The following is a 21,132-nucleotide window of genomic DNA, read 5'->3' on the forward strand; positions in this document are numbered from 1 at the left end:
GCGCCCAGCGATCGACCACGTCAACCGGGCAGGGTTCGCCGGCCATCACCAACGCCGTTGACTCCAATCCCTCGGGGGAAAGGACTTGCACCGCCGAGGGGGTTTGAGTCAATACGTCGACGTGCTCGCCGACCAGCACGTCGTGTAGGTCTGGTGCACCGTCGAGTGATTCGGGCACGACCACCAGGCGCCCGCCGCGCAGCAGCGCACCGAAGATTTCCCACACCGAGACGTCGAAGGCCAGCGAATGACATAGCGCCCATACCCCGGGCGCGGGCAGCCCGGCGTCTAAAGACCTCAACAGTTGGGTCACGTTGTGGTGGGTGATGGCCACTGCCTTGGGTGTCCCGGTGGTGCCCGAGGTGTAAATCAGATACGCGATGTCCTCGGGGTCCGGGGTGGGCAGCGCGGTGCTGGGCTGCGCGCCGATACGCGCATCGTCGAGGTCGATGACTACCACGTCATGGCCGTCGAGTCGTGCGGCCAGATCAGCGTGAGCAAGCACGGCGATCGGGGCGGCGTCGGCGAGCATGAACTCGATCCGCGCCGCCGGCAGCGCCGGGTCGATCGCCAGGTAGGCCGCCCCGGTTTTCAACACCGCCAGCATCGCCACAACCGCCTCGGCGCAGCGTGACACCAGCAACGCCACACACTGCCCGGGGCCGGCGCCATAGCCAACCAACAAGTGCGCCAACCGATTCGCCGCCTGATCAAGCTGCCGATACGTCCACGACCGCCCCCCACACCGCAACCCCACCGACTCCGGGACACGCTCAACCTGCGCACCAAACAACACCGGAATCGACACCGGCGTGCTCACCGGCCGGGTCAACGCCGCCCGATTCCCCACCTCATCCAGCCAGGCCCGCTCACCCTCATCGAGTACATCCACCGACGACAACACCCGCCCCGGATCAGCAGCCATCGCCACCAACACCCGCCCCAACCGCTCTGCTAAATTGCGCACATCACTGGTCGGGAAGAATTGCCCATCGCCTTGTGTGCTGAGAAAAAGCTGGTCACCATCCTTAAAGAACACAAGTCCAAACTCGACGGGGCCAGCATGCGTCAGGGTCCCCGCTGTCGGAGCGCCAGCGAAATGTCCTGTGTGTGTAGTCGGAATGAAGTTGACAATCACCCGATTCGAGACCTGCCCTGAGCCGCGGAGGCGCGCCTCATAGTCAATGGCATGCACTGGGAAACGCTGATGCTGCAGCGCTTCCCGCATTCGCGTGTTGGCAAGTTCACAAAAACCAGCAACGGTCGATCCTGGTGAAGCCCTGAACACCAATGGCACAAACCCCGAAATCATTCCGGGCACCGTCTGTGTTTCCGGACGCACACGCCTGCTTACCGGAAAATCGAGTACCACCTCCGAACTCTCGGTGTCGAACGCGCGCACCAAGAGTGCGCACGCCGCAGTAATCACCGACGATCGGCGCACCCCCAGAGCGTTCGACAACTCTTGGATCCCCGCAACGGCGGAAGGGTCTAATTGAACTGGTGGCGAAGGCTGCTCATCACGCCCGCCGGGGTTGTGCGCCGACCGATAACGCGATTGGCTCTCGGTGGGCTTGTTCTTTGTCCAGTAGTCCCGATCATCGCGATAATCGGTGGACGCTTCGTACTCTGTCTCGCAATCGATCAAATCACTCAAGGACCCAAAAAAAGCAGGCGGAATCGGCTCGCCCGAAGCCATTGCAGAATAGACATCTGCGATCCGGTGACAAATGAGGGCAAGGCCGACTCCGTCGACCACGATGTGGTGGCAGCATGCAAAGAAATAAAATTCGTCTACACGTGTCTGCAGCAATGCAAATTTGAACAGCGGTCCATCGAGCGGCAGTAACGTGCGTTGGATCGATGACGCCAGCCGATAGGCGTCCTGTGCAGGATTCTGCGAGCCGGTCAGATCATAACGAGCGAGTTCTACGTCCGGGTAATCAATCGGCGTTTGGAAAACCCGACCATCCACCTCGAAAAAGGCGGCCCTCACTGGCTCGGCCTCGCGCACCACCTGAACAATCGCCCGCTCAACTAGACCAGGCTCGACCGTGCCCTCAATTCGCAAAAGCGCGCCCAGCTGCCACTTCGCGCCGAAGGTACCCGTTTTCTGCGCAAGCCAGATGTCTAGCTGTCCGCGCGTCAGCGGAAATGCCTTGTCGTAAAGCTCCATGTTGCTCCCCAACACGACTCCGCCAACCCATACCGGGTCACATGTCAAGCGACTACGCGGTTAGACATGTGTTCTACAGCGTCCCAACGATTTCCAACCACAAGCGAGGCTGCGAAACTAGTCCGGTCGTCACTCCGCTCAACCGCATCGACGATGGTCACTCGCCTATAGAGGTGGAGTAACACGTGGGCAGTCGCCGGGCCTGCCAGGCGGGCCCCGAGCGCAAATGGATGACGGTCATGTTTTGGCACAATCCACCCGAACGTCGTTGAAACATGAACTGCCGTCAGTGTCCTGGTGCCGCCGGGCGCGCGCATAGAGTAGGCCGCTACTCCATTTGTTCGGTGTGCTCGACCCAGAGCTGTTAGCCGTCGGTCAGCACGCGTCGCAGCATGTGCATCGCCACCGTCGTCGAGCGCTCCCGAATATCGGCGCGGTTACCGGGCAACCGGATCGTCCGGGTCAGCGCCCGCCCATCGGCCAGCGCCACGGTGAAGCAGACCGTGCCGACCGGCTTGTCCTCGGTTCCCCCGCCGGGCCCGGCGATCCCGGTGATCGCAACCGCGGTGTCCGCGTCGAAGCGGCGCAACGCGCCCGCAGCCATCGCCTCGGCCACCGGCTCCGACACCGCCCCGTGCGTGTCGATCAGCGCTGAATCCACGCCCAGCAGTTGGATTTTCGCCTCGTTGGCGTAGGCCACCACTCCCCCCGCGACGTAGTCTGACGAACCCGCCCGATCGGTCAGCCGCGCCGCCAACAGCCCGGCGGTGCAAGACTCTGCCGTTGCGATCCGGCGGCCGGTCAACAGCTGCGCCACCTGATCGTCCACACTCGAGCCGTCGACGGAAAAGACGTGCTCCCCGTGCTTTTCGCGCAGCAACTCGACCAGTTGCCGGTACACGTCGGCGGCGTCGGGCTCGTAGCGGGTGACCATCTCGACTTCCCCGCGCCGCAAGCAGGTGGTGATCTCCAGCGACCCGAAACCGGGCAGGCGCTCCCCGGCGTCGCGCAGGCTCTCGGCCAGCCCCGACTCCGGCAGCCCGAACATCCGCACCGTTTCCTGGCGATACACCGTCCGCCCGGCAATCGCGTCCTGGACAGCGGGCGTCTGCACCGCGGTGCGCCACATCGGCTGCAGCTCGCGCGGCGGTCCGGGCAGCACCACCACGGTCGGCGTGCCGGGCACGACGACGCCCGGCGCTGTTCCCACCGGGTCGAGGACCACCGCCCCGGCCGGCACCATCGCCTGCTTACGGTTGGCGGCCCGCACGGCGTCGAAGTCGCCGCCGATGCGCGCCATCAGCGACTTGAGGATCGCCGCGATCTTGCCTTCCAGCTCGGCGTCCAACTCCAGCTCCCGCTCGCAGAACTGCGCCACGACCGCGACCGTCATGTCGTCGGCCGTCGGGCCCAGCCCGCCGCTGGTGATGATCAGGTCCACACCTTGGTCGGCCATGAACCTCAGCTGCGCCTCGATGTCGCCCGGCCGGTCGCCGCAGATCGTGATGTGCGCGAGCTCGACACCCAACTCCAGCAGCCGATCGGCGAGCCACGGCCCGTTGCGGTCGGCGACTCGCCCGGTCAACACCTCGGTCCCGGTGACAACAATGCCCGCGCGTACGCTCACTGGTACGACACTAAGGTCATGATCGAAATCGAAGTGCTTCAGGCCGACGTCACCAAGCTCGAGGTCGACGCGATCACCAACGCGGCCAACACCGAACTCAAGCACGGCGGCGGCGTCGCCAAGGCCATCTCTCGCGCTGGCGGCCCACAAGTGCAGCGGGAATCCAACGAAAAGGCGCCGATCGGGCTCGGCGAAGCCGTCGAGACCACGGCCGGCGACATGCCTGCCCGCTATGTGATCCACGCGGCCACCATGGAACTCGGCGGCCCGACGTCGGCCGAAATCATCGCCGACGCAACCCGATCCACATTGCGTAAGGCCGACGAACTCGGCTGCCGCTCACTGGCTTTGGTGGCGTTCGGCACCGGCGTCGGCGGCTTCCCGCTCGACGAGGCGGCCCGATTGATGGTCGACACCGTGCGGCAGCACCAGCCCAGCTCGCTGCAGCGGGTGGTGTTCGCCGTCCACGGCGACGACGCCGAGCGGGCGTTCGAAGCCGCGGTTCAGGACAGGTAGCGCTCCACCGATTCGGTCTTGTGGGTCATCGCGTCGGTGACACCGGAGCGCCAGTCGGCCTTGATCACCACACTGACCCGCGGCGCGCGGGCTTTGACCGCTGCGACGGCGCGCGCCACCACTGCCATCACCTGGTCCCAGTCGTCGCCTTCGATGACGGTGAACATCGCGTCGGTCTTGTTCGGCAGGCCGGAGTCGCGGACGACCCGAACCGCTTCAGCCACCAGCTCGCCGACGCCTTCGCCGACACCCAGCGGGGTGACCGAGAAAGCGACGAGCACTGACATAGCTCGACCATAAGGGGTGGCAGCATCGGGCCATGCGGGTTCTTGTGCAGCGGGTCTCCTCCGCGTCGGTCTCGGTGGACAGCCAAGTAGTGGGAGCGATCCGACCGGAAAGGCAGGGGCTTGTCGCGTTCGTCGGCGTCACCCACGACGACGATGCCGACAAGGCGCGCCGGCTCGCCGAGAAGCTCTGGCAGCTGCGCATCCTCGACAACGAAAAATCCGCCGCCGACATCAGCGCGCCGATCCTGGTGGTCAGCCAGTTCACCCTGTACGCCGACACCGTCAAGGGGCGGCGGCCATCGTGGAACGCCGCCGCGCCGGGCCACGTCGCCGAACCGCTGGTAGAGGCGTTTGTGAACGACCTTCGGCGTCTGGGAGCGCAGGTCGAAGCCGGCGTTTTCGGCGCCCACATGCAGGTGGAACTGGTCAACGATGGCCCGGTAACCCTGCTGCTCGAACTGTGACGTCGGGGCCCGCGGACGCCAGGCGTAGCCTGTCAAGGCAACGCTCGGGGGCTGCGATGATTCGGGTACTGCCAGCGCGGGTATGCCGGTGTCCGCGGGGACGTTGATGGAGCGGCTGAGATGACCGATGGACTGGAACGGGGCGGCTTCGCGCACCCCGCGCTGTTCTATCGCACCCAGCAGGACTACCTCGATTGCCTGCTGCCGTTCATCTGCGAGGCGCTGGACGCGGGCAATCCGGTGCTGGTCGCGGTGCCTGGACCCAATCTGGCCGCGCTGTGTGACGGGCTAGGCCGGTCGGCGGCCCATGTGGTGATGGCTGACATGACCGAGGCGGGACGCAACCCCGGTCGGATCCTGGGTGAAGTCCTCAGCAGCTTCGTCGAGAAGCATCGGGGTGAGCCGGTCCGCATGATCGGAGAACCCATTTGGCAGGGACGCTCGGAGATCGAATATCCCGCCTGCGTGCAGCACGAAGCTCTGATCAACCACGCGTTCACCGGTCGCGACGTGACGGTGGTGTGCCCCTACGACGTCACCCGGCTCGAGCCAGACGTCATCGCGGACGCGCGCTCTACCCACCCAGTGCTCTGGCAGTCCGGAATCCCCCAGCAGGAAAGCCCGACGTATGCGCCGGATGCGGTGTGGGCGCGCTACAACCAACCGTTGCCGACGCACGACGCCGCGGTCAAATACACCACGCGAAAGCTCGCCGACCTCAGCGGCGCACGCGCTTTCGCCGCCGGCTACGGCCGGTGGTTCGGCTTGTCGGCCGCCAGAATCGCCGACCTGCAACTGATCACCAACGAACTTGCCACCTCGAGTCTGATGCATACCGGCGGGCCGTGCCGGCTCGCCCTGTGGCACCAGGACGGTCATCTGGTCTGCGAAGCCCGCGACGGCGGTTTTCTCGACGACCCGCTCGCCGGGCGCCGGCCTTACGACAGCGACACCGGCCGCGGCCGGGGCCTCTACGTGGTCAACGCGGTCGCCGATCTGGTGCGCACGCACTGCACCCCGGACGAGACAACCATCCACGCCTACCTCCGGCTAGAAGGGACAGCGTGATGCGCCGGCATGCTGTGGTGGATTCGGCGGCCGGACTTGCCCCGTTCGGACACTTGGCCTGGGGCTATCGCGAGCGCACTGAATTGCTAAGCCGTGCGGCCGAATACATTGCCGATGGGCTGAGGCAAAACCAGTACGTCGCCTACGCGAGGGATTGCAGCCGCGCGGAGCTGCATGCGGAATTGGCGGCAATGCCCGGCATCGGGGAACACCTGGACTCCGGCGGTATCGAAGTATGGCCGACCGACGATTACTACGTCTACCGCCCCGGTACCGACGTGATCGACGCCGACGGCGCGTTAGCCAAGTACCTCGATGCCGTCGAACAGGCAATCGCCAAGGGCTACAGCGGCTTTCGCGCGGTAAGTGACGTGACAACGGTTGCCCGCACGCCCGAACAGCGCGACGCGCTGGCACGCCTGGAGTACCTCGTCGACCAGCAGATGGCGGTGCAGCCGTTTTCGGCGCTGTGCGCCTACGACGTCAATCAACTCGGCACAGCGGCAAACGAATTGATGTGCCTGCACCCATTCGTCAGCAGCGGCTCGGTGACGTTTCGGCTGTTCGCCGACCCCGATGCGGAGATGGATTTTGCGCTGGCCGGTGAGATCGACGCCTCTGCCAACGAGCTGTTCGACACCACGGTGCAACGCATCTGGCCGTTGGTGCCTGGCAATACCGTGCGTATCGGCGCCCACAAGCTGGAATTCATCGGCCATCGAGAACTGTGCGCGCTGGAGCAGCGCGCCCGCCAGCACGACCGCAAAGTGGTGCTGTCGACAACGCAACCGACCGTGACCCGGCTGGTTGAGGTGCTCGGTCTTACCCACGTGCGAGTGGACACCGCCCCGGGATAACGTTGCCGGTGACCGAAAGGGAACCGGATGCTGCGCGATATCCGTGAGCTCGCCGACGACCGGGTGATCACCGTCGGCTCGTACGTATTCGAGCCGCGCGGATGACCCGCTCCGACGACGACAAGTGGGACATCGTCAGCAGCGTGGGCTACACCGCGCTGCTCGTCGCCGGTTGGCGCGCGGTTCATGCCACCACTCCCGACCCGCTGGTGCGAGACGACTACGCCAAGCTCTTCATCACCGCGTCGGCGGATCCGTATCTGACCGGGGTGCTGGCGAATCCGCCGACGTCGGAGACCGCGACGGCGTTTCCGCGCCTCTACGGCGTGCAGACCCGATTCTTCGACGAATTCTTCCTCGCGGCCACCAGCGAGGGCATCCGCCAGGCCGTCATCGTCGCCGCGGGTCTGGACTCACGTCCGTATCGGCTCGACTGGCCCAGCAGCACAACAGTTTTCGAGGTCGACCAGCCGAAAGTCCTCGAGTTCAAAACCCGGGTGCTCGCCGAGCAGGCGGTCGAGCCCACTGCCGACCGCAAGGGCGTCGCAGCCGATCTCCGCGACGACTGGTCGAAACCACTGCGCGACGCCGGCTTCGATCCCGACACGCCCACCGCCTGGTCGCTGGAGGGACTGCTGCCCTACCTGACCGGCGAGGCCCAAGACGCGCTGTTCATCCGCATCGATCAGCTGTCGGCACCGGGCAGCCGTATCGCGATCGGCGCCCTCGGGTCTCGCCTCGACCAAGACCGGCTGTCCGCCTTGGAAGCGATCTACCCGGGGCTCAACATGTCCGGTGATGTCGACTTCTCCGCGCTCACCTACGATGACGACGCCAAAACCAAGCCGGCGCAGTGGCTGACCGAGCACGGCTGGGCCGTCGACCCGGTGCGTAACACGCTGCAGCTGCAAGCCGAGTACGGCCGGACTCCGCCGGACGTGGACGCGCAGATCGACGCCATCATGCACTCCGAATACATCACGGCAACCCGGTGAGCCGCATGCACACGTCTGAAGCTGTTGCAGAGATCGCCGCCGGCCCGCCCGGGCCGCAGGTGGGCGCCTTCTTCGACCTCGACGGCACGCTGGTGGCCGGGTTCACCGCCGCCGCGCACGCGGGCCACCGGATCCGAAGCCGGCAGGCCAGGATCGGCGAAGTCCTCGGTGTGGCTGAAGCGATGATGCGATACCGGTTCGGGCGCATGGAATTCGAGCGGCTTGTCGTGCGCGGCGCCGGCTATCTGCGCGGCGAGTCGTTGACGGAGCTCGACCAGCTAGGCGAGCGGCTCTTCGTCGAGCGCATCGCGGCTCGGGTCTTCCCCGGGATGCGCCACATCGTCGCGGCCCATCAGCAGCGCGGGCACACCGTGGTGCTCAGCTCGTCGGCGCTGACCATCCACGCGGGGCCGGTGGCCCGCTTTCTGGGCATCACTCATGTGCTGTGCAACCAGTTCGAGCTCGACGACCGCGGCCTGCTGACCGGCGACATCACCCGACCCATCGTCTGGGGGCCGAAGAAAGCCGCTGCTGCGCAACACTTTTGCGCTGCCAACGGTATCGAGTTGTCCGACAGTTACTTCTATGCCGACGGCGACGAGGACCTGGCGCTGATGTCGTTGGTCGGCCACCCCCGGCCGGTCAACCCGCGCTCGCGGCTGGCGGCGGTGTCCGCCCAGCGGGGCTGGCCGGTGCTGCGGGTCGCTCACGCAGGCGGCAGGCGGGCAGCTCTAGCCCGCGAATGGCCAGTTATTGCACGCTATTTCGCGAAAACCGTGCAATAACTGGCCACTCGGCGGACCGCGCTACATCTTGTGCGGGACGTCGAGGATCAGACCACCGTCCATGACGTATTCGCTGCCGGTGGAGTAGGAGGACTCGTCGCTGGCCAAGAACAGCACGAACGTCGCCACCTCACTCGATTCGGCGGGGCGGCCGAGCGGAATCGTGAGCATGTTGTCGGGAAAGTGCTTGGTCATCGGAGTGCGGATGAAACCAGGGTGAATCGAGTTCACCCGAATGTTTTTCGGCGCGAGCTCCAATGCCGCGGATTTGGTCAGCCCGCGCACCGCCCACTTGGAGGCGACATACGGATGCACCATCTGGGCGCCGCGCAGTCCCTCGATCGACGACACGTTGATGATCGACCCGCCGCCCGCGGCGATCATCGGCTCGACCGCCACCCGCATGCCCAGGAACGTGCCGGTGAGGTTGACGTCAATGACCTTCTGCCACTTGGCCATATCGAACTTGTGTATCTGGCCGAGCGCGACGATGCCCGCGTTGTTGACCAAAACGTCGAGCTTGCCGAAATCCTGGACTGCGGTGGCGGCCGCCGCTTCCCACTGCTCGAGCTCGGTGACGTCAAGATGCACGTAGCGCGCCGCGTCGCCGAGTTCGTCGGCCAGTGCCTTGCCCTCGTCGTCGAGGATGTCGCCGATCACCACCTTGGCGCCCTCTTCGACAAGCAACCGGGCATGGGCAGCACCCATGCCGCGAGCGCCGCCGCTGATCAGTGCAACTTTGCCGTCCACGCGTCCCATGACGATGCAGGCTACCCGAGGGTGATCAGCGGCAGGTCCAGCGTCGTGCGGATGCCCGGCTCGGCGGCCACCACCGCGGGGATCGCGTTCACGATCCGCCCCGCCGCCGCCACGATCGCGGCGTGATTATGGTCGCCTTTGCTGCTGGTCGGACAGATGTCGACGGCGTAGGACGGCTCGCCGGTGATCTCGACGCGGTAGGAACCGCCGGGCTGCGCAGGCTGAGCCCAGTCGGGCCGCAGATCCCAGCGCAGCCGGGTCACGTGCTCGATGACGATGACCGGCCGGCCGTCGACCATGCCGCGAATCTCGAAGCGCATCGCGGCGACGCTGCCCTTGGGGATGTGTCCGGCCGCGACGTCGAAGGCCTCCGGCGCGGGCTCGCGTTCACAGAACTCGGTGATGTCGTCCACCTCGATGCCCAGCCCGGCCGCCAGTTGCCGGATCGCGGTGCCCCACGCAACGCTCAGCACGCCGGGCTGGAACAGGATCGGCAGTTCGTCGAGCGGCTTGCCGAAGCCCATCACGTCGAACATCACGGTCGTGCCGTCGTAAGTCGCGTAGTCGGCGATTTCCATGCAGCGCACCTGCTCGACGCGCTGACAGGTGCCGGCAAACGCCAATGGGATCAGGTCGTTGGCGAACCCCGGGTCGACCCCGGTGATGAACAGGCTCGAATTGCCTAGGCGCGCAGCATCTTCCACACGGGCGATGTACTTGTCGGGCATCAGCTGCCAGGGATATTGCAGCACTCCCGGCGCGGAGCCGACGACGTTGACGCCCGCGGCGAGGATGCGCAGGCAGTCGCCGATCGCCTCGGCGGGACGGTTGTCGGCCATCGCGCAGTAGACCGCGCAGTCGGGCTGGGTGGCCAGCAGCGCGTCCAGGTCGTCGGTCGCCGTGACGCCGGTGGACACGTCGAGCCCGGCCAGCTCCCCCGCATCCTTGCCGACCTTGGCGTCCGTCGAGACGCACACCGCGGTCAGCTCGAAACGCGGGTCGGTGATGAGTTGGGACAGCGCCAGACGGCCCACGTTTCCGGTGCCGATGTGCGCGACGCGGATCGTCATGGCTGCCCTCCTTGCGGACTATGGGGTCTCATACGGCTCGGCCGCCACGCGACACAGTACCGTGCGATGTACTAAACTAGAACACGTTCCAATTCTTCGACCGCCCCCAGTGAGGAACAACCATGCACACTCCCATCTGCGACGAACTCGGCATCGAGTTCCCGATCTTCGCCTTCACGCACTGCCGCGACGTCGTCGTCGCCGTGAGCAAGGCCGGCGGCTTCGGGGTGCTTGGCGCGGTCGGCTTCACCCCCGAGCAGCTGGAAATCGAGCTGAACTGGATCGACGAGAACATCGGCGACCACCCGTACGGGGTCGACATCGTGATCCCCAACAAGTACGAGGGTATGGACTCGCATCTGTCCGCCGAGGAGCTGGCCGCGACGCTGCGCAAGATGGTGCCGCAGGAGCACCTGGACTTCGCCAAGAAGATCCTCGCCGACCACGGTGTTCCGGTGGAGAACGCCGACGAGGACACCTTGCAGCTGCTGGGCTGGACGGAGGCGACCGCCACCCCGCAGGTGGAAGTGTCGCTGAAGCACCCGAAGGTCGCGATGATCGCCAACGCGCTCGGCACTCCGCCGGCCGACATGATCAAGCACATTCACGACGCCGGCCGCAAGGTGGCCGCGCTGTGCGGCTCGCCGTCGCAGGCCCGCAAGCACGCCGACGCGGGGGTCGATATCATCATCGCCCAGGGCGGCGAGGCCGGCGGGCACTGCGGGGAGGTCGGCTCGATCGTGCTGTGGCCGCAGGTGGTCAAGGAGGTTGCGCCGGTGCCGGTGCTGGCGGCCGGTGGTATCGGCAGCGGCCAGCAGATCGCCGCGGCCCTGGCGCTGGGCGCGCAGGGGGCGTGGACGGGCTCGCAGTGGCTGATGGTCGAAGAAGCATCGAACACCCCCGTCCAGCAGGCGGCCTACGCCAAGGCGAGTAGCCGCGACACCGTCCGCAGCCGCTCGTTCACCGGTAAGCCGGCCCGGATGCTGCGCAACGATTGGACCGAGGCGTGGGAAAAGCCGGAGAACCCCAAGCCGCTCGGCATGCCGCTGCAGTACATGGTGTCCGGCATGGCGGTGCGCGCCACGAACAAGTACCCGAACGAGACCGTCGACGTCGCGTTCAACCCGGTTGGGCAGGTCGTCGGGCAATTCAACAAGGTGGAGAAGACGTCCACCGTCATCGAGCGCTGGGTGCAGGAGTACCTGGAGGCGACGAACCGGCTCGACGAACTCAACGCCGCCGCCAGCGTCTAGTTACTCGACGTCGTCGACGCCGGCGCCGGCGCCGGCGAAGACCTCTTTGGCTCGTTCGACGGCGTAGGTGAAGATCTCGATCGAGTTGTGCACGATGTCGCCGGTGCCGCCGGCGACGTCGCCGCGGATGATGTCGCCGGCGTTCTCGACGATGTCGGAGGCTTTTTCGACCGCGTTCGCCGCGATGTCCCTGACGGCGTCGAGCGCTTCATTCGGGTTGAAGGCCATCAGAATCTCCTGTTCGTTGCGGATGCTTTCGTGCGACTGTAGACCGCGCGGATCGCCTGGTCATGTTTGACTACGGAGGACTGCACGGGGGTGACGACATGGGCGATGCAGGTCCGCCGCAGCCGGACCGGCCACAGCCAGCGCTGATTACACGCGGTATCCGCATGACGGGTCCGTGGGGGCCGGTCTACGGGCCGATCGACCTCGACATCGACGCCGGTGGTGTGACGGTGCTGAGCTGCCCACCCGGATCCGGGCGAACGGCTCTACTGATGACGTTGGCGGGGCGGATGAAACCGGTCGCCGGGACGATGACGGTGCTGGGCCGAACCCGCGCGGCCGACATCTTCGGCATTGCCGCGATCGCCGGCATCGACGAGCTGGACAACATCGCCGAGTCGGTGACCGTCCGGGATCTGATCACCGAGCAGCGGCGCTGGGATGCCAACTGGTACCGGCTGGTTCGCCGCGCCGACGAGGACGACCTGACCGCGATCTGCGCGCCGGTATTCGGGGAGCTACCGCTGCCTCCGCTCACCGAATATGTCGAGGAGCTCTCCCAACTCGACGGCCTGCTGCTGCGAATCGCGCTGGCTAACACCCGGCGTCCCCCGGTTCTCGTCGTCGGCGGTGTCGACGAGGTCATCAGTGACAGCGACCGAGAAGCGTTGCTGCGCCGCCTGGTTGAACTGGGTACGCGCCAAACCGTGGTGACCGCATCGGTGAATCCGATACCCCCCGGTCTGGGCGTGCGCGCCGAGATTCCCGTCGAAAACCTCGACCGCGCAGAGCTCGCGGTCCAGGAGCAGAAAGGCGCCGACTGAGCATGCTTGCCGGAATGTCGCTGGGTACCGACCTCAAGCGGTACTCCCGCGGAACCCTCCCCCGCATCGCGCTGGTGACCGTCGTCATGCTGCCGTTGCTCTACGGCGCGATGTACCTGTGGGCATTCTGGAATCCCTTCGCCGAAGTGAACAAGGTGCCGGTCGCATTGGTCAACGAGGACCGCGGCACCATCGCCGAGGGTCGAAATCTGCGCGCCGGCGACCAGGTCGCCGATGCGCTGCTGAAGTCGGGCGAGCTGGATCTCACACCGATGTCGGCCGACCAAGCCGCGAAAAGCGTTGCGCACGGCAGCCATTACTTCGCGATCACGCTGCCCGAGGATTTCAGCGCGGCCGTCGCGTCGCCGTCAGGCCCACATCCCCGCCAGGCCCAAATTCGGTTCACGTTCAACGACGCCAACAACTACCTCGCCTCGATCATCGGGCAGAACACCGCGCGCGAAGTTCTCAACCAGGTGAGCGCCAAAATCGGTCAACAGGTCGTCGGCCAGGTGCTGATCGGTGTGCAGCAGGCCGGCGACGGGCTGAAGAAGGCCGCCGCCGGCGCGGGCCAGCTGGCCGCCGGGCTGGATACCGCCGACCACGGAGCCCACGAGTTGGCCAGCGGCGCACGGACACTCGCCGATAACATGGTGACCGCACGCGACGGGTCGGCCGCGCTGGCCGCAGGTACCCGTCAGCTGTCGACGGCGATCACTCAAGCGACCGACCCCGTGGTCAAAGTCCTTGACCGCGTGCAGATGTTGCCACTCGACCCCGACCAGGTGGGCGAGACCGCGACTCGGTTGAGCCAGACGGTCGAGACCGCCACAGACCGGGTCGCCGCGTTGCACGTCGACCACGCGCAGGCGGCCACGATCGTCGATCAGGTGGTAAACGGGTTGCGCGCCAACGCCGATCCGACCGCGCGGAATCTGGGCGACGTGCTGGCCGGCGCGCAACGCATCCTCGAGTCGAAGGGCATGGACCCCACCACCGACGAGGGCCTCGCCCGGCTGCGCGACAAAGCCCACGAATTCGCCGACGAGCTGGGCGACCCCAACAGCAACCTGCGGGTCTTTCTCACCCGGCTGCTCAACGGCGAGTTGAAGTCCGACGTCATCAAGCTGCGCAACGGCGCCAACGAGCTGAACGCCGGAGCGCAGAAACTCAGCGGCGGGCTGGTCCAATTGACCGACGGCAGTGCCCGGTTGGCCGACGGCGCGGCCACCCTGGCCGACGGAACCAGCCGGCTGGACGACGGCGCGCACGAACTGGCCACCAAGCTCGACGAGGGCGCCCGCCAGGTGCCGTCCTGGACCGACCGGCAGCGCAACGACGTCGCCAAGACCATGGCCGACCCGGTCACCCTGGACATGCATTTCATGCATCGGGCCGCGACGTTCGGCACCGGTTTCGCGCCGTTCTTCTTGCCGCTGGCGTTGTTCATCGGCGCTCTGATCATCTGGATGTTGCTGACGCCCTTGCAAACTCGGCCCATCGTCAACGGGCTCGGGGCGCTGCGAGTGGTGCTGGCGTCGTTGTGGCCCGGGTTACTCGTCGCGGCCTGCCAGGTGCTGGTGATGTATGCCGTCGTGCATTTCGGTGTCGGTCTGCACGCCAGGCATCCGGTGGCGACGGTCGCGTTCCTGGTCCTGATCGCCGCGGCGTTCCTGGCATTGATCCAGGCGTTCAACGCGGTGTTCGGCGTTGCGGTCGGCCGGGTGATCACCCTGGCGTTCCTGATGTTCCAGCTGGTGTCGGCCGGAGGCATCTACCCGGTCGAGACGACGGCGAAACCGTTCCAGATTTTGCATCCGCTGGACCCGATGACATACGCGGTCAACGGTTTACGAGAAGTCATCGTCGGCGGCGTGGATTCGCGACTGTGGATCGCCGTCGTGGTGCTCGTTGGCGTGCTGGCCGCATCGCTGGCTGCCAGCGCGTGGGCGGCCCGGCGCAACCGGCAGTACACGATGGAGCGGCTACATCCGCCGATCGAAGTGTGAGACCTAACCGGTGACGCCGGTGTCGGACGGGAAGCCGCCGCCGACAATCGGGAACCCGCCGCCGGTCAATTGCCCGATCTGCCAGCCGTGTTCGGTGCACAGCATCGGATACCCGTCGGGAGACTGGGCCGACGCGCCACGGGGATCAGGGCACGGCGCGCCGACCTGCTGCACACCGTTCAGCGGGTAGGTGATCACCCAGTAGCCCGACTGCGCGGCCGGGAACTGGTTGATGATGAAGTGGCACGCCTCGGCCTGACCACCGGGGCCGCGTCCGAAGATGAACCGCTCGTAGTTGTCGCAAGGCGCCCCTAGCGAGGCGTCGTAGTTCATCCCCGGAACGTCGCCGTCGTAATGCTGCGGGTCGGCGACGGCAGCCGGCGCCGTGCCGAGCGCGGCTCCCGTGATCGCAGCGGCAATGCAGAGTTGGCGAATCATGATCCGCAGCATAACGAGCACGGCGCCGGCACAGGCTCGTTTCGCCGGCCCGGCTGCCGGCAATCGAGTGAGAACACGTTCCAATTCGGCGGCTCCGGTGCTTTACTGAGCCAGGAGATACCACTTTCAGGCCGTACTCGAGGAGTGCCTATGCCGACTCCGAATCTGCCCCCCGGTTTCGATTTCACCGACCCCGACATCTACGCCGAGCGGCTGCCGGTCGAGGAGCTGGCCGAGATGCGCCGCGTCGCACCGATCTGGTGGAACGAGCAGCCGCTCGGCGCGGGCGGGTTCGACGACGGCGGCTTCTGGGTGGTCACCAAGCACAAGGATGTCAAAGAGATCTCGCTGCGCAGCGACGTTTTTTCCAGCCTGAAGAAGACCGCGTTGCCGCGCTATAAAGACGGCACCGTCGGCGAGCAGATCGAGCGCGGCAAGTTCGTCCTGCTCAACATGGACGCGCCGCAGCACACCCGGCTGCGCAAGATCGTCTCGCGAGCGTTCACGCCGCGGGCCGTCGAACGGCTGCGCGACGAGCTGGGCGAGCGGGCGCGGCGCATCGTCGAGACCGCGGCCGCCGAGGGCGCCGGGGATTTCGTCGAACAGGTCTCGTGTGAGTTGCCGCTGCAGGCCATCGCCGGGCTGATGGGTGTGCCGCAGGAAGACCGCAAGAAGCTCTTCCACTGGTCCAATCAGATGGTCGGCGACCAGGACCCAGAGTTCGCGAGCAACGACGCCATCACGGCGTCGGTCGAACTGATCATGTACGGCATGCAGATGGCCGCCGAGAAGGCGAAGAATCCGGGGCAGGATCTGGTCACCACGTTGATTCAGGCCGACGTCGACGGGCACAAGCTCTCCGAGGACGAGTTCGGCTTCTTCGTCATCCTGCTGGCCGTCGCCGGCAACGAGACGACCCGGAACTCCATCACGCAGGGCATGATGGCGTTCACCGACTTCCCCGATCAGTGGGAGTTGTTCCGCAGGGAGCGGCCCGGCACTGCTGCCGACGAAATCGTGCGATGGGCAACGCCCGTGACGTCGTTCCAGCGCACCGCATTGCGCGACTACGAGCTCTCGGGTGTGCAGATCAAGGAAGGCCAGCGAGTGGTGATGTTCTACCGTTCCGCCAACTTCGACGAGGAAGTGTTCGACGACCCGTTCACCTTCAACATTCTGCGAGATCCCAACCCGCACGTGGGATTTGGCGGCACCGGCGCACATTACTGCATGGGGGCCAACCTGGCGCGGATGACGATCGACCTGATCTTCAACGCGATCGCCGACCAGATGCCCGACCTGACGCCTCTTGGGAAACCCGAGCGCCTGCGCTCCGGCTGGCTCAACGGCATCAAGCACTGGCAGGTCGACTACCACACCACCGCCCATGCCCTCACATAAAGCGGTCCAGGTCAAGTCCGCGGGCGCTCCGTTGGAGATCGCCGACGTCGAGACAACATCGCCTGGGCGCGGCGAAGTACGCATCGACGTCGGCGCCTGCGGTATCTGCGGCACCGACGCCCACTTCGTCGCCGGCGCATTCCCCGGCTTGTCCTGGCCACTGACGCCGGGGCACGAAATCGCCGGCAAGATCGCCGAGATCGGCCCGGGCGTCGAGGACTTCGCGGTGGGCGACCGTGTCGCCGTCGGATGGTTCGGCGGCAACTGCAACCACTGCGACCCCTGTCGCAAGGGGCTTTTCATCCACTGCGTCAACGGCAAGGTGCCGAGCTGGCACTATCCCGGCGGCTACGCCGAATCCGTGACAGTGCCCGCGACTGCACTGGCTCGAATTCCCGCCGAACTGTCCGATGCGGAGGCCGCTCCGATGGGTTGTGCCGGTGTCACGACCTACAACGCACTGCGTCACACCAAAGCACTGCCCGGAGACCGGGTGGCGATCCTGGGTGTCGGCGGGCTTGGCCATCTCGGTGTGCAGTTCGCCCGCGCAATGGGTTTCGAGACCATCGCGATCAATCGCGGCACTGCCAAGGCGGACGATGCCCGCAAGCTGGGCGCACACCACTACATCGACGCCACCGGCGACGTGTCCGAAGCGCTGAAAGCCCTGGGTGGCGTCGCGGTCGTGCTGGCCACCGCCGGCAACTCGCAGGCCATGGCCGCAACCGTCGGCGGCCTGCAGCCCCAAGGCGAACTGGTCACGCTCGGCGTCACGCCCGAGCCGCTGCAGATCAGCCCGATGCAGTTGATCAATCCGGGGCTGTCCATCGTCGGCCATCCGTCCGGGACCGCCAAAGAGGTTGAAGACACAATGCAATTCGCCGTCCTGTCGGGTGTGCGGGCATGGATCGAAGAACTGCCGCTGTCGCAAGCGGCCGACGGTTACGCGGCGCTGGAGCAGGGACGGGCGCACTACCGGACCGTCCTGACCGTGTGACTGAGCGCAACGGAGCCGTCTGGACCCTGACCGCATCCGACGGCGAGTTGCTCGTTCACACCGGGGTCACCGGCCGGGCCGCGAAAATGGGCCATCGCCTCACGATCGCGATGCGGGACTGGCGGGCCACGGTGACGTGGGCCGGCGACGAGCCGGCCGCGGCGGAGCTGACTGTCGCCGTGGATTCGCTCGACGTGGTGCGCGGCGAAGGCGGCGTCACGCCGTTGTCCGGTGCCCAGAAGGCATTGGTGCGCTCCAACGCGCTGCGGTCGCTCGATGCCGACCGGTTTCCCGACATCCGTTTCGCGGCCGAGGGCATCGAGAAGAGCGCCGACGGCTACCGCCTCACCGGGCCACTGCGGATCCGCGGCAAGACACGCAAGCAGGTAATCGACCTTGGCACAACGGATCTCGGCGACGCCTGGCAGATGTCAGCGCAGGCCACCATTCGGCAATCCGATTTCGGTGTCAAGCCATACTCGTTGCTGATGGGCTCGCTGAAGGTCGCCGACGAGGTGACCGTATCGTTCGCCGCGCGCCAGACAACTTAGTCACAACGGTTGCCAAAACGCCAGCGACGGCTCATCCTCTACCCGAACCCGCGGAAGGAGCCGCCGATGACACAACCCGAATCCACCTCGTATCCCGTGCGAGTTCGAGGCGACCTCGATCCCGCGCTGTCGCGATGGCAATGGCTGGTCAAATGGATTCTGGCCATCCCGCACTACATCGTGTTGTTCTTCTTGCACATCGCCGTCCTGGTGGTCACGGTGATCGCATTCTTCGCGATCCTGTTCGCCGGCAAATATCCCCGCGCGTTGTTCGACTTCAGTGTCGGCGTCAAGCGGTGGCGTTGGCGTGTCACGTTTTACGCGCTGTCCGCGCTGGGCACCGACAAGTACCCGCCGTTCAGCCTGAAGCCCAACGCCGAGTATCCGGCCGATTTGGAAGTCGACTATCCGGAGCGGCTGAGTCGCGGCCTGGTGCTCGTCAAATGGTGGCTCCTGGCCATCCCGCACTACCTGATACTTCTGGCCTTCTTCACGGCAGGCTGGCGGTTTCTGATGGTCGACCCGGACGAGGTCGTCGGCTACGACTTACCACCGCTGATAGCGATCCTGCTGCTGATCGCCGTGCTGGGGCTGCTATTCACCGGGCGCTACCCGAAAGGCTTGTACGACTTCGTGATCGGGATCAACCGGTGGGCGATTCGGGTCCGGGCCTACAGCGCGCTGATGCGCGACGAGTATCCCCCGTTCCGCCTCGACCTGGGGCCTCGTGAGGCCGAGTCTGTGGCGCTGAACGAAACCCCTTGAGCCGCAGTCATGTGACAGCTTGACAACAAAACTGCACCACAAGCGTTTCGTCGCCAGTTCCGGGGCGCGCGGGCGCTACTGTTCGACGGTCGTAGGTTCGTCGGGGGCCCGCTGGTGGGCAGCCGTCTGCGATAGCACGTCGTTGCCAAGCAAGGTGCACGGGAGGCTGTCGTGAGCAGATTTACCGACAAAATGTTCGGCAATGCCCTGACCAGTCGCAACGGGATGACGACCGGCGAGCCCGGTGCGCCGGTACGGCACACCTGGGCGCAGGTACACCAGCAGGCGCGCAGGGCGGCGGGCGGTTTGGCGGCCGCCGGGGTCGGACATGGCGACGCGGTCGCGGTGCTGGCAGGTGCTCCCGTCGAAATCGCGCCGGTCGCCCAGGGCCTGTGGATGCGCGGGGCCAGCCTCACGATGCTGCATCAGCCCACGCCGCGCACCGACCTGCAGGCGTGGGCTATCGAGACCGCGGCGGTGATCGGCGTGATAGGGGCTCGGGCCGTGGTCATCTCCGACCCGTTCACGGCGGCCGCTCCCCTGCTGACCGAGCTCGGTATGCGCGTGCTCAGCGTCGACCAGCTGCTTGCCGCCGACCAGATTGATCCCGTGCACACCTGCGACGACGACGTGGCGCTGCTGCAGCTGACGTCCGGCTCGACGGGCTCCCCGAAAGCCGTCCGGATCACGCACCGCAACCTGGTGTCCAATGCCGAGGCAATGTTCAGCGGCGCACGCTACGACCTCGACCACGACGTCATCGTGAGCTGGTTGCCGCTCTTCCACGACATGGGCATGACCGGGTTCCTCACTGTGCCAATGTATTTCGGTGCGGAGTTGGTGAAGATCACGCCGATGGACTTCCTGCGGGACATCCTGCTGTGGCCCCGGCTGATCGACAAGTACAAAGGCACCATGACGGCCGCCCCCAACTTCGCTTATTCGTTGTTGGCCAAGCGGTTACGCGCGCAGAGCACGCCCGGCCAATTCGACTTGTCGAGCCTGCGGTGGGCGCTGTCGGGCGCAGAACACGTCGAACCGGACGATGTGGACGAACTCTGTGCGGCCGGCGCACCGTTCGGGCTGCGGCCGGAGGCCATCGTGCCCGCCTACGGCATGGCGGAAACCACGGTGGCGGTGTCGTTTTCGGAGTGCGGCGCCGGCTTGGCGATCGACGAGGTCGACGCCGACTTGCTTGCGGTTCTGCGCCACGCCGTTCCGGCGACCAAGGGCAAGACGCGCCGGCTCGCCTGCCTTGGCCCACTACTGACGGGCCTGGAGGCGCGCATCGTCGACGACGACGCCAACGTGTTGCCCGCCCGCGGTGTCGGAGTCATCCAGGTCCGCGGCGAGCCGGTCACGTCCGGCTACACCACCGCCGCAGGCTATGTGGCCGCCCAAGACGAGCAGGGCTGGTATGACACCGGTGATCTCGGCTACCTGACCGAGAATGGCCACATCGTGGTGTGCGGCCGGGTCAAAGACGTCATCATCATGGCCGGCCGCAACATCTACCCGACCGACATCGAACGGGCCGCATGCCGCGTCGACGGTGTTCGCTCTGGCTGTGCAGCGGCCGTGCGGCTCAACGCGGGGCTGTCGCGCGAGACATTCGCGGTCGTGGTCGAGTCGAACGCCGTCGACAATCCCGCCGAAGTGCGCCGGATCGAACGCCAGGTGGCGCATCAAGTGGTCGCGGAGGTCGAGGTGCGGCCACGCAAGGTCGCGGTGGTTGCTGCGGGAACCATCCCCAAAACACCGTCGGGCAAGCTGCGCCGCTCCTACGCGCTCTCGCTCCTCGGCTGATCGGCCTTAGGGCGCCGGCGGCGGTGGTACCTGCCCCGGCGCGGGCTCGTCCGGCGCCGGCTCGGGGTGGCCGTGCAAGCGCTCGAGCACCTTCGTCAACAGCGGATGCGGGTTGGGCTCCGGGGGCGGCGGGGGCGCGACAGGCGGCGGTGGCACCGGGGCAGGCTCGGCGGCCGGCAGGTCGGCCGGTGGCTCCGCCGCCACCGCGCTTTGCGGCTCGGCGGGCGCCGCGGCGACGACCGGCTCCTGCGGCGGC

Annotated in this window: 21 protein-coding genes and 1 pseudogene; 14 read left to right on the top strand and 8 right to left on the bottom strand. The window is 66.3% G+C overall.

Features of this window, described 5'->3' with window-relative positions; all coding sequences use genetic code 11:
- Both MFM001_RS23940 and MFM001_RS23945 read right to left on the bottom strand, forming a co-directional pair.
- A partial coding sequence (locus MFM001_RS23940) for an AMP-binding protein (protein ID WP_142760732.1) occupies positions 1 to 2,176 on the bottom strand: 2,176 nt, incomplete at its 3' end.
- A gap of 364 nt (positions 2,177 to 2,540) precedes the next feature.
- Complete coding sequence (locus MFM001_RS23945; protein ID WP_116377715.1) at positions 2,541 to 3,803, bottom strand: competence/damage-inducible protein A; 1,263 nt, start codon at positions 3,801 to 3,803, stop codon at positions 2,541 to 2,543.
- An 18-nt stretch (positions 3,804 to 3,821) separates the two neighbouring features.
- Between MFM001_RS23945 and MFM001_RS23950 the strand changes: the two genes are divergently transcribed.
- The gene (locus MFM001_RS23950; protein ID WP_116377716.1) at positions 3,822 to 4,319 is read left to right on the top strand and encodes a macro domain-containing protein; all 498 of its coding nucleotides are present in this window, start codon (positions 3,822 to 3,824) and stop codon (positions 4,317 to 4,319) included.
- Here MFM001_RS23950 and MFM001_RS23955 read toward each other — a convergent pair.
- Positions 4,307 to 4,606, bottom strand: a complete 300-nt coding sequence (locus MFM001_RS23955; RefSeq protein ID WP_116377717.1) for an MTH1187 family thiamine-binding protein — start codon at positions 4,604 to 4,606, stop codon at positions 4,307 to 4,309. The two genes, MFM001_RS23950 and MFM001_RS23955, sit on opposite strands and share 13 nt — an antisense overlap.
- Before the next feature lie 32 nt (positions 4,607 to 4,638).
- On the opposite strand from MFM001_RS23955, the gene dtd reads away from it, so the two are divergent.
- The 5 genes from dtd (at position 4,639) to MFM001_RS23980 (ending at position 8,775) form a co-directional block, all read left to right on the top strand.
- Positions 4,639 to 5,070 (top strand): D-aminoacyl-tRNA deacylase, encoded by a 432-nt coding sequence (gene dtd, locus MFM001_RS23960; protein WP_116377718.1) that lies wholly within the window; start codon positions 4,639 to 4,641, stop codon positions 5,068 to 5,070.
- A gap of 120 nt (positions 5,071 to 5,190) precedes the next feature.
- Complete coding sequence (locus MFM001_RS23965) at positions 5,191 to 6,138, top strand: sensor histidine kinase (RefSeq protein ID WP_116377719.1); 948 nt, start codon at positions 5,191 to 5,193, stop codon at positions 6,136 to 6,138.
- Positions 6,138 to 6,995: an MEDS domain-containing protein gene (locus MFM001_RS23970; protein WP_116377720.1), complete on the top strand. Its 858-nt coding sequence runs from the start codon at positions 6,138 to 6,140 to the stop codon at positions 6,993 to 6,995. Before MFM001_RS23965 ends, MFM001_RS23970 begins: the two co-directional genes overlap by 1 nt.
- A gap of 101 nt (positions 6,996 to 7,096) precedes the next feature.
- A complete protein-coding gene (locus MFM001_RS23975) occupies positions 7,097 to 7,990 on the top strand; it encodes a class I SAM-dependent methyltransferase (protein WP_116377721.1) in 894 nt (297 codons plus the stop codon).
- 5 nt (positions 7,991 to 7,995) lie between these two features.
- Complete coding sequence (locus tag MFM001_RS23980; protein ID WP_116377731.1) at positions 7,996 to 8,775, top strand: HAD-IB family hydrolase; 780 nt, start codon at positions 7,996 to 7,998, stop codon at positions 8,773 to 8,775.
- A 21-nt stretch (positions 8,776 to 8,796) separates the two neighbouring features.
- On the opposite strand, the gene MFM001_RS23985 is transcribed toward MFM001_RS23980, so the two are convergent.
- Both MFM001_RS23985 and MFM001_RS23990 read right to left on the bottom strand, forming a co-directional pair.
- Positions 8,797 to 9,534 (bottom strand): glucose 1-dehydrogenase, encoded by a 738-nt coding sequence (locus tag MFM001_RS23985; RefSeq protein ID WP_116377722.1) that lies wholly within the window; start codon positions 9,532 to 9,534, stop codon positions 8,797 to 8,799.
- Positions 9,535 to 9,545: 11 nt separating this feature from the next.
- On the bottom strand, positions 9,546 to 10,604 hold the full coding sequence (locus MFM001_RS23990) for a diacylglycerol kinase (RefSeq protein ID WP_116377723.1): 1,059 nt from the start codon (positions 10,602 to 10,604) through the stop codon (positions 9,546 to 9,548).
- A 122-nt stretch (positions 10,605 to 10,726) separates the two neighbouring features.
- On the opposite strand from MFM001_RS23990, the gene MFM001_RS23995 reads away from it, so the two are divergent.
- Positions 10,727 to 11,857 (top strand): nitronate monooxygenase, encoded by a 1,131-nt coding sequence (locus MFM001_RS23995; RefSeq protein WP_116377724.1) that lies wholly within the window; start codon positions 10,727 to 10,729, stop codon positions 11,855 to 11,857.
- Here the strand turns inward: MFM001_RS23995 and MFM001_RS24000 are convergent, their stop codons facing one another.
- Complete coding sequence (locus tag MFM001_RS24000) at positions 11,858 to 12,085, bottom strand: hypothetical protein (RefSeq protein ID WP_116377725.1); 228 nt, start codon at positions 12,083 to 12,085, stop codon at positions 11,858 to 11,860.
- Between the two features lie 164 nt (positions 12,086 to 12,249).
- Between MFM001_RS24000 and MFM001_RS24005 the strand changes: the two genes are divergently transcribed.
- Together MFM001_RS24005 and MFM001_RS24010 are read left to right on the top strand one after the other, a co-directional pair.
- A complete protein-coding gene (locus MFM001_RS24005; RefSeq protein ID WP_116377732.1) occupies positions 12,250 to 12,909 on the top strand; it encodes an ATP-binding cassette domain-containing protein in 660 nt (219 codons plus the stop codon).
- A gap of 14 nt (positions 12,910 to 12,923) precedes the next feature.
- Positions 12,924 to 14,918 carry a YhgE/Pip domain-containing protein gene (locus tag MFM001_RS24010; protein ID WP_192887048.1) on the top strand — a complete coding sequence of 665 codons (1,995 nt, stop codon included), beginning with the start codon at positions 12,924 to 12,926 and terminating at the stop codon, positions 14,916 to 14,918.
- Positions 14,919 to 14,921: 3 nt separating this feature from the next.
- Here the strand turns inward: MFM001_RS24010 and MFM001_RS24015 are convergent, their stop codons facing one another.
- Entirely contained in the window at positions 14,922 to 15,356 is a 435-nt protein-coding gene (locus MFM001_RS24015) for a hypothetical protein (protein WP_116377733.1), read from the bottom strand.
- 150 nt (positions 15,357 to 15,506) lie between these two features.
- Between MFM001_RS24015 and MFM001_RS24020 the strand changes: the two genes are divergently transcribed.
- The 5 genes from MFM001_RS24020 (at position 15,507) to MFM001_RS24040 (ending at position 20,876) form a co-directional block, all read left to right on the top strand.
- The gene (locus MFM001_RS24020; RefSeq protein ID WP_116377727.1) at positions 15,507 to 16,757 is read left to right on the top strand and encodes a cytochrome P450; all 1,251 of its coding nucleotides are present in this window, start codon (positions 15,507 to 15,509) and stop codon (positions 16,755 to 16,757) included.
- Positions 16,744 to 17,754: an alcohol dehydrogenase gene (locus MFM001_RS24025; protein WP_116377728.1), complete on the top strand. Its 1,011-nt coding sequence runs from the start codon at positions 16,744 to 16,746 to the stop codon at positions 17,752 to 17,754. Before MFM001_RS24020 ends, MFM001_RS24025 begins: the two co-directional genes overlap by 14 nt.
- Positions 17,751 to 18,305 (top strand): YceI family protein, encoded by a 555-nt coding sequence (locus tag MFM001_RS24030; protein ID WP_238159380.1) that lies wholly within the window; start codon positions 17,751 to 17,753, stop codon positions 18,303 to 18,305. Before MFM001_RS24025 ends, MFM001_RS24030 begins: the two co-directional genes overlap by 4 nt.
- Before the next feature lie 66 nt (positions 18,306 to 18,371).
- Entirely contained in the window at positions 18,372 to 19,070 is a 699-nt protein-coding gene (locus MFM001_RS24035) for a DUF4389 domain-containing protein (RefSeq protein WP_116377729.1), read from the top strand.
- A 171-nt stretch (positions 19,071 to 19,241) separates the two neighbouring features.
- On the top strand, positions 19,242 to 20,876 hold the full coding sequence (locus MFM001_RS24040; RefSeq protein ID WP_116377730.1) for a fatty acyl-AMP ligase: 1,635 nt from the start codon (positions 19,242 to 19,244) through the stop codon (positions 20,874 to 20,876).
- 6 nt (positions 20,877 to 20,882) lie between these two features.
- Here the strand turns inward: MFM001_RS24040 and MFM001_RS24545 are convergent.
- A pseudogene (locus MFM001_RS24545) lies at positions 20,883 to 21,132 on the bottom strand (hypothetical protein); the annotation flags it as partial.

Source organism: Mycobacterium sp. MFM001 (genome assembly GCF_003402475.1).
GTDB lineage: Bacteria > Actinomycetota > Actinomycetes > Mycobacteriales > Mycobacteriaceae > Mycobacterium.

What these genes read in the sequence shown, in the direction of transcription:
- MFM001_RS24005 (WP_116377732.1), top strand. Translation starts at nt 12,250, where the DNA reads ATGACGGGTCCGTGGGGGCCGGTCTACGGGCCGATCGACCTCGACATC.
- MFM001_RS24010 (WP_192887048.1), top strand. Translation starts at nt 12,924, where the DNA reads ATGTCGCTGGGTACCGACCTCAAGCGGTACTCCCGCGGAACCCTCCCC.
- MFM001_RS23950 (WP_116377716.1), top strand. Translation starts at nt 3,822, where the DNA reads ATGATCGAAATCGAAGTGCTTCAGGCCGACGTCACCAAGCTCGAGGTC.
- MFM001_RS23975 (WP_116377721.1), top strand. Translation starts at nt 7,097, where the DNA reads ATGACCCGCTCCGACGACGACAAGTGGGACATCGTCAGCAGCGTGGGC.
- MFM001_RS24020 (WP_116377727.1), top strand. Translation starts at nt 15,507, where the DNA reads ATGCCGACTCCGAATCTGCCCCCCGGTTTCGATTTCACCGACCCCGAC.
- MFM001_RS23980 (WP_116377731.1), top strand. Translation starts at nt 7,996, where the DNA reads ATGCACACGTCTGAAGCTGTTGCAGAGATCGCCGCCGGCCCGCCCGGG.
- MFM001_RS23965 (WP_116377719.1), top strand. Translation starts at nt 5,191, where the DNA reads ATGACCGATGGACTGGAACGGGGCGGCTTCGCGCACCCCGCGCTGTTC.
- MFM001_RS23955 (WP_116377717.1), bottom strand. Translation starts at nt 4,606, where the DNA reads ATGTCAGTGCTCGTCGCTTTCTCGGTCACCCCGCTGGGTGTCGGCGAA.
- MFM001_RS24015 (WP_116377733.1), bottom strand. Translation starts at nt 15,356, where the DNA reads ATGATTCGCCAACTCTGCATTGCCGCTGCGATCACGGGAGCCGCGCTC.
- MFM001_RS23985 (WP_116377722.1), bottom strand. Translation starts at nt 9,534, where the DNA reads ATGGGACGCGTGGACGGCAAAGTTGCACTGATCAGCGGCGGCGCTCGC.
- MFM001_RS23995 (WP_116377724.1), top strand. Translation starts at nt 10,727, where the DNA reads ATGCACACTCCCATCTGCGACGAACTCGGCATCGAGTTCCCGATCTTC.
- MFM001_RS23990 (WP_116377723.1), bottom strand. Translation starts at nt 10,604, where the DNA reads ATGACGATCCGCGTCGCGCACATCGGCACCGGAAACGTGGGCCGTCTG.
- dtd (WP_116377718.1), top strand. Translation starts at nt 4,639, where the DNA reads ATGCGGGTTCTTGTGCAGCGGGTCTCCTCCGCGTCGGTCTCGGTGGAC.
- MFM001_RS24000 (WP_116377725.1), bottom strand. Translation starts at nt 12,085, where the DNA reads ATGGCCTTCAACCCGAATGAAGCGCTCGACGCCGTCAGGGACATCGCG.
- MFM001_RS23970 (WP_116377720.1), top strand. Translation starts at nt 6,138, where the DNA reads ATGCGCCGGCATGCTGTGGTGGATTCGGCGGCCGGACTTGCCCCGTTC.
- MFM001_RS24025 (WP_116377728.1), top strand. Translation starts at nt 16,744, where the DNA reads ATGCCCTCACATAAAGCGGTCCAGGTCAAGTCCGCGGGCGCTCCGTTG.
- MFM001_RS24035 (WP_116377729.1), top strand. Translation starts at nt 18,372, where the DNA reads ATGACACAACCCGAATCCACCTCGTATCCCGTGCGAGTTCGAGGCGAC.